The organism is Holdemanella porci (assembly GCF_019052655.1).
Lineage (GTDB): Bacteria > Bacillota_I > Bacilli_A > Erysipelotrichales > Erysipelotrichaceae > Holdemanella > Holdemanella hominis.
Genome location: NZ_JAHQVB010000086.1, coordinates 1 through 6,758 on the forward strand (window position 1 = coordinate 1; position 6,758 = coordinate 6,758).

Sequence of the window (6,758 nt, forward strand, 5' to 3'; positions counted from 1 at the left end):
AAGGAGATGTATGTTGTAAATGACCAGCTAGATGGGTCAATTACAATATACCAGGGTATTTACTTATGTATAAGCTAATTGCATGTGATTTAGATGAAACTTTGATTAAACCTGATCGAACAATTGATTCTAGAGATATTGAGGCCATTAAGAAGTTGAAAGATTTAGGTGTTAAATTTGTACTGGCAACAGGAAGAGGTTATAACACAGTTCAGGGTACATTAAAGGAATTGGATCTTTTTGATGAAGCGAACCAATATGTGATTTCATATAATGGGGGTGCTATCACTGAAAATAAGGATAATCGACTTTTACATTTTGAAGGTATTTCTTTTGAAAAAGCTGAAGAATTATATAAGCGTGGATTAAAGTATGATGTAGTCATTCATGTATACACGCGTGATGCGGTATATGCATATAACTTAACGGAAGATGAAAAAAGATATGTGCAGAATCGTCAAGAAATGATTGAGGTATTTGATCAAAATCTTGATTTTTTAAAGGGACAAGAAATTGTAAAAGTATTATATACAAATACAGATTTTGAGTATCTTCAAAGCATTGATCGTGATCTAAAGGATATTACGTATGATATGGATGTTTCATATTCAAGTAATCGTTATATTGAATTTAATCATAAGGGTGTAAATAAGGGGGCTGGACTAAAAAAACTAGCCAATCTATTACATATTGATATTCAGGATACGATTGCGATTGGGGATAACTATAACGATTTATCCATGATTAAGGATGCTGGCTTAGGCGTGGGAGTACAAAATGCAGCGCCAGGTATCAAGCCGGATTGCGACTATATCACAATGGCTACTTGTGAAGAAGGCGCTGTTTGTGAAGTCATTGAAAAATTTGTATTAAAAGGAGAGTAAAATGAAGAAACTCATTCAATTATATGTTTCTTGGTTTAAGATGGGTCTATTTACTTTTGGTGGTGGATATGCCATGTTGCCAATGATTCAAAAGGAAGTTATTGAAAAATATCATTGGGCTACAGAAGATGAAGTCATGGACTATTATGCGATTGGTCAATGTACACCTGGTGTTATTGCGGTCAATACATCCACTTTTATTGGATACTATCAAGCCGGAGTTCCAGGAGCGATTGCAGCTACTCTAGGTGTAGTTACTCCATCTATTATCATTATTAGTATAATTGCAGGTTTGATCACAAACTTTTCAAGTTTAGCCATTGTACAACATGCCCTAAATGGAATTCGTGTAGCTGTATGTATGTTGATGATCAATGCGGTATTAAAATTAGGTAAGGGCAATATTAAGAATAAGATTGGTGTCTTGATTTTTGCGGTGGCACTTATTTTTGCGATGTTTACTAAAGTATCTACGGTGTTACTTGTGATTGGTGCTGGTATTGCGGGTGTTGTCTTTTCTAGAATAGGATGGTTAAAGAAAAATGACTAAGTTATTACTTATGTTTTTAGAATTTTTCAAAACTGGCCTATTTGCGGTAGGAGGAGGTCTTGCGACCATTCCTTTCTTAAGAGAGATTGGGGTTCGTTATGGCTGGTATACTATGAGTGATCTATCCACAATGATTGCGGTTAGTGAATCTACACCAGGTCCAATGGGTGTCAATATGGCTAGCTATGTAGGCTTTAGTCAATATGATATATTAGGATCCATTGTGGTAACAATCGGTTTGGTTTTACCAAGTTTGATCACTATTTGTATCATTGCTAATTTCTTAGAGAAATTTAAAGAGGCTACACTTGTTCAACAAATCTTTGCCGGATTAAAACCTGCTGTAGTTGCCTTTATTGCCGTGGCAACCATTGATATTTTGGTGTCAACTTTATTTGGTGATTACACTTTCTCAACATTTCACTGGAAGCAGTTTATTTGTCTATTCGTATTGTTGGCATTGAGTAAGTATAAACCAAAATTACATCCAATCTGGTTTATTGTAGCTAGTGCAGTGGTAGGAATTGTATTTGCGTTTTAAGTCATAGGGAAACTTATGGCTTTTTTCTTTTAGGTAAAATAAAAAGCAATGTCCGGGCTTGACATTGCTTTAGGGAGAGGAAAATTATTAAGATAAAAATGTATCTTGAGTTTATAGGGTTGAATAATTTTCCAAAGGGTTAATCATAAGATAAGGCATTTCTTATGACACTTAAAATATATATTTTTTTGGTACTTAACGCAATGAACACATATTTTGATTTGTACATTATTATGTGTGTAATCTTGTTGTAGTTTGTGTTAAGCTACTAAGTAGAAGGAGATGATTTTAATGTGTACCGCATTAAGTTTTAATCAGTTTTTCGGAAGGAGTTTGGATTATGAATTTTCATATGGAGAACAAGTAGCTGTTACGCCACGCAATTATGATTTTCATTTTAGACATTTAGATAAACATGAAAGTCATTATGCGATTGTTGGAATGGCTCACGTATTCGAAGAGTATCCATTGTATTATGATGCCATGAATGAGAAAGGCTTGGGAATGGCTGGATTAAACTTTGTTGGGAATGCAAAGTTTTATGAAGTCCAAGAAGAAAAGAACAATGTGGCTGCCTTTGAATTTATTCCTTGGATCTTATCGCAATGTGCAAGTGTCAAAGAGGCAAGAGTCGTATTAGAAAATACAAATGTTTGTGCGACACCATTTAATGAACAATTTCCAGTAGCTGAATTACACTATATGATCAGTGATGAAAATGAAAGCATTGTCGTGGAGTGTATGGAAGATGGTATGCATGTATATGATAATCCTACGCATGTTTTGACAAACAATCCGCCTTTTCCTATGCAGTTATTTCGCTTGAATGACTATATGTATTTATCAAACAAACAGCCTGAAAATAACTTTGGGTTGGATTTAACTGCCTATTCACGTGGCTTTGGAGCTATGGGACTTCCGGGTGATTTATCGAGTGGATCCAGATTTGTGCGTGTTGCCTATACAAGAGCCAATGCGACGAGTGATAAGAATGATTTAAGTCAATATTTCCAAATTATTGGTAGTGTCAAGCAACAAAAAGGTCTTTGTGAAGTGGAACCAGGAAAGTATGAATATACAATTTATACGTCTTGTTGCGACTTAAGAAATGGAATTTACTATTATACGACATACAATAATCATCAGATCAGTGGTGTGAATATGTTTAATGAGAATTTAGATGGTGAAACACTTATTTCTTATCCAACGATTGAAGAAGAAATAATTCATATGCAAAATTAGTTTAAAAGGAGAAAATAATGGGACTTTTAGGTGAAACAAAACCAGTAAAAAAACCAATTTTAGGCGTTTCTTTATATCCAGAACAAGAATCTATGGAGGAAATCGAAAACTATTTAACAATGGCAAGCCGTTATGGTTTCACAAAAATCTTTACAAGTATGTTTAGTGTTCCGGGCACCAAAAAAGAAGTGTTTGATTATTTTAAAATTTTTTGTGATTTAGCACATAAACATGGAATGAAAGTATCTGGTGACTGCAACACCGCATTCTTTAAGAAAATGGGTGCTAGCGAAAGTGACATCTCTATCTTTAAAGAAATGGGAATAGACATCATTCGTATGGACCTTCCATATTTTGACCAAAGAGATGTGACTTTAATCAACAACCCTTATAATATTACAATCGAATTATCAAGTTGTATGATTCAAGCTGTTCGCATGGCATTAGAAAATGGGGCAAATCCAAAGAACTTCTCTACTTGCCACAATTTTTATCCAGAACGTTATACGGCATCCGATTTAGAAAGTATTCGTTCGATCAATAAAGGATTGGCAACTTTGGGTATTCCTAGTGCTGTCTTTATTTCTAGTAATGAAGACTATACACATGGGCCATGGCCAGTACACGATGGACTTCCAACTGTTGAAGATCACCGTTGGATTCCAGCTGAATTGCAGGTTCGTCATTGGATTGCGGTAGGTGATGTGGATGAAATCATCTTCGGAAATGCTTTTGCGAGTGAAGAAGAATTTAAAGCAATTGATCGAGTGATGAACCAAGCTTATGTCAATATACCAAAACTAGTTGGAGAAGACTACTTGGCAGAATTGCTTCCTCATGGAGATGTAGAGAGAGTTCCATTTAAAGTCATTTTAGATGATGGTGTCACAGATTTGGAAAAAGAAATTTTATTTGATAATATGTATCACCAATGTGGAGAAACACCATACTACATGATTCGTTCTCGCTGGACAAGAATGTTCTACGGTAAAAAGAATATTCCAGAAAGAAAAATAGATGAAGAATACTATCATCGTGGAGATGTAGTCATTGTGAATGATAACTTGGCGCATTATCGTGGTGAAGTGCAAATTGTGTTAAAGGATATGAAGGTGGATGGTCAAAGAAATCGTATTGGTCATATTCCAGAAGCCGATCATATTTTATTGAATGAAGTAAAAGCTGGCAGAAGTTTTTGCTTCATGAATAAGTAAATAGAGCCTACTGGAAATATTCTGCGTAGACTTTTCTGATAATTCATAAGTTGTTTTTACATTTCTATCATTGGAATTATGGTGATGGTGGCAATGATTTACAGATGTTGTCGATGTTTAAACATTCGTATGCGCCATGCACAGCTTTGAAAGAGGCAAAGTATGCCGCAAACAATCAATTGGGTCCTTATTATGAGTACAGTGTGGCTCGAAATATGTTGGAGATTTTGGCAAGACAAAAATAATTTGTTTCATTTCATTTAAAACGTGTTAAGATAATGGAGGATGCTTGTTGAAAGTATCTAAATCCATTATTCTAAGCAGAAAGGGAGGTTTTTAGCGATGCCTCCTTTTTTGCGTTTCATAATAAAAAGCCTACTGGAAATGGTTCCATGTAGGCTTTTCTAATAGTTCATAAGCTGTTTTTGCGTTTCTAACGTTTGTGTTAGAGAATTTATCGAATAATTTATAATTGTTGAGTCTGACCATTAATTTTTTATCGGTTCTAGGAAAATGAAGTGGGAATAATTTATCAAATCTTTCACTTTCGCTGATTAGAACGGATGTTACTTCATTGTTGATGGATAAATAACTTAGAAGATCTTGGATGGCTTGAGAGTCAAAGTAAACTAAAACTTCTACATGAGCCTGATTGTCTTTTGTGGAATATATCGCAAATCCTTTCGGTTGTTTATCTTCATTAACCATTGTGACAATGGATTTTTTTAAGCTTTTATGATATTGGATAAGTTTGTTGAATTCATCTTCACTTAATAGAATACTGCCATCAAAATACTGCATGAATTGGAAATATAATGTGTATAAGTTCTCTGCTTTTTGTTTTACATGATAAGGATTACCACTTCTGCATAGTGGAGCTCCAATCCAATATTCTTTTGTGTTTGAAATGTGTTGAAAGCTTTTTGCCTCAAATAATTTTGGCATGTTTGTGTATGTGATGGTTAATAAATCGTTATAGGTAGCTTGTGAAATGGCAGCATCTAATAAGTTAGAAAATTGTTTTCTTTGTCTATAATCTGGTAAAGTTGCAGCCATACCAATCACAGATACGTGCATTTGTCGATCTAAAAACATCATAGTTCTTTTTGTAACTTGAAGACAAGAAGTAATCTTATCGTTTTGCCAGAAACAGAACATGTGTTGTGGATCGTATTGATATTTTATCCAGGCATCGATTTCTTTTTTATCCATATTAAATGCGGATTTAATCAACAAGTCTTTGATTTGTGCATCATATCCAACACTGTTGTGACAAATCATTGGTTATCTCCATCTTCTTCGTGTTCCGTATATTCAACATCAATAGCTCCATGTTTTGGAGTTGATTTTGGTTGTTCATTTTGGCTTTGTGTACTGCGATAAGTGTGAAAGTGAACATGCCTTCTTCCTGTAAATAGGGAAATAATCCAGAAGAAAATGATGATTGGCAAAATAAATGGAAGTAGCCAGCTTGCTAGGGTTCCAAATATAAAGAAAATCACAAAAAAGGCAATAAGAGTAAAAATACTATCCATAAAGGTACCTCGCTTTTCTAAAGTATATCATATTCATAATATGCGGATTAAATAACGCATTCGGTTTCAATGTCTTGTATGTATTGAATTTTTATTTTTCCATTTGTGAGTTCCATTAAATCTTTAGAAATATCTTCTTGAACAAGGAAATGATAGACAACATCTTCTTCATATTGTTGTTCAATAACTTCAATGTTTTGTGTTCTAAAGTAATGGTCAATTTTTCCGATGAGATCATAAGAAAAATGAATTTGATATTCTTGAAGTGTAGTTACAGTTGTCAGTGTTGCCACTTTTAAAGCTTGGGAAATACTCGAACTATAGGCTCTCACAAGTCCTCCGGTTCCAAGCTTGATTCCTCCAAAATAGCGTACTACAACGGCTAGAATATCTTGCATTTCATTATGCATCAACACATCTAACATAGGGTGACCTGCTGTCTGACTTGGTTCTCCATCGTCGTTAGATCGCATAATGTTTCCTATAATCATAGCTGTACAATGATGATTGGCATTGGGATGTTCTTTTTTTATAGCTTTTAAAAAGTCTTTTGCCTCTTGTTCATCCTGTGTTCTATGAAGGTAGGTAATAAATTTACTTTTTTTAATTTCTATTGTATTTATACAATCATTTTGAATTCTTGGCATAGTTGTATTGTAGCAAAGAATAGCTATATTCTACAAGTTTAGTAGAAAAGAAACCATTCTAGTGTTGGCGTCTAGAATGGTTCCTTTTTGTTTATTATTATTTTTTAGGAGAGAGATATGAATATTGGTTTATTTCTATATTCAT

9 protein-coding genes are annotated in these 6,758 nt (G+C 34.1%); 6 read left to right on the plus strand and 3 right to left on the minus strand.

Annotated elements, in window-relative coordinates:
• The first annotated feature begins 65 nt into the window (after nucleotides 1–65).
• The 6 genes from KTQ83_RS10800 to KTQ83_RS10825 all read left to right on the plus strand — a co-directional run bounded on the left by KTQ83_RS10800 (nucleotide 66) and on the right by KTQ83_RS10825 (nucleotide 4,676).
• On the plus strand, nucleotides 66–884 hold the full coding sequence (locus KTQ83_RS10800) for a Cof-type HAD-IIB family hydrolase (protein ID WP_117926719.1): 819 nt from the start codon (nucleotides 66–68) through the stop codon (nucleotides 882–884).
• Nucleotide 885: 1 nt separating this feature from the next.
• Nucleotides 886–1,434, plus strand: coding sequence for a chromate transporter (locus KTQ83_RS10805; protein ID WP_217256821.1), 549 nt, complete (start codon nucleotides 886–888; stop codon nucleotides 1,432–1,434).
• On the plus strand, nucleotides 1,427–1,975 hold the full coding sequence (locus tag KTQ83_RS10810; RefSeq protein ID WP_217256820.1) for a chromate transporter: 549 nt from the start codon (nucleotides 1,427–1,429) through the stop codon (nucleotides 1,973–1,975). The genes KTQ83_RS10805 and KTQ83_RS10810 overlap by 8 nt, the downstream gene beginning before the upstream one ends.
• A gap of 291 nt (nucleotides 1,976–2,266) precedes the next feature.
• Nucleotides 2,267–3,217 carry a choloylglycine hydrolase gene (bsh, locus tag KTQ83_RS10815; RefSeq protein ID WP_217256819.1) on the plus strand — a complete coding sequence of 317 codons (951 nt, stop codon included), beginning with the start codon at nucleotides 2,267–2,269 and terminating at the stop codon, nucleotides 3,215–3,217.
• A 17-nt stretch (nucleotides 3,218–3,234) separates the two neighbouring features.
• Nucleotides 3,235–4,431, plus strand: coding sequence for a MupG family TIM beta-alpha barrel fold protein (locus tag KTQ83_RS10820; RefSeq protein ID WP_217256818.1), 1,197 nt, complete (start codon nucleotides 3,235–3,237; stop codon nucleotides 4,429–4,431).
• A 50-nt stretch (nucleotides 4,432–4,481) separates the two neighbouring features.
• A complete protein-coding gene (locus tag KTQ83_RS10825) occupies nucleotides 4,482–4,676 on the plus strand; it encodes an HAD hydrolase family protein (RefSeq protein ID WP_217256817.1) in 195 nt (64 codons plus the stop codon).
• A gap of 130 nt (nucleotides 4,677–4,806) precedes the next feature.
• Here KTQ83_RS10825 and KTQ83_RS10830 read toward each other — a convergent pair whose 3' ends face one another.
• The 3 genes from KTQ83_RS10830 to KTQ83_RS10840 are packed head-to-tail and all read right to left on the minus strand — an operon-like array spanning nucleotide 4,807 to nucleotide 6,613.
• A complete protein-coding gene (locus KTQ83_RS10830; protein ID WP_217256816.1) occupies nucleotides 4,807–5,712 on the minus strand; it encodes a GNAT family N-acetyltransferase in 906 nt (301 codons plus the stop codon).
• Nucleotides 5,709–5,966, minus strand: coding sequence for a hypothetical protein (locus KTQ83_RS10835; protein ID WP_117926637.1), 258 nt, complete (start codon nucleotides 5,964–5,966; stop codon nucleotides 5,709–5,711). The genes KTQ83_RS10830 and KTQ83_RS10835 overlap by 4 nt, the downstream gene beginning before the upstream one ends.
• A gap of 47 nt (nucleotides 5,967–6,013) precedes the next feature.
• Nucleotides 6,014–6,613: a YigZ family protein gene (locus KTQ83_RS10840; protein ID WP_117926638.1), complete on the minus strand. Its 600-nt coding sequence runs from the start codon at nucleotides 6,611–6,613 to the stop codon at nucleotides 6,014–6,016.
• Between the last annotated feature and the right edge of the window lie 145 nt (nucleotides 6,614–6,758).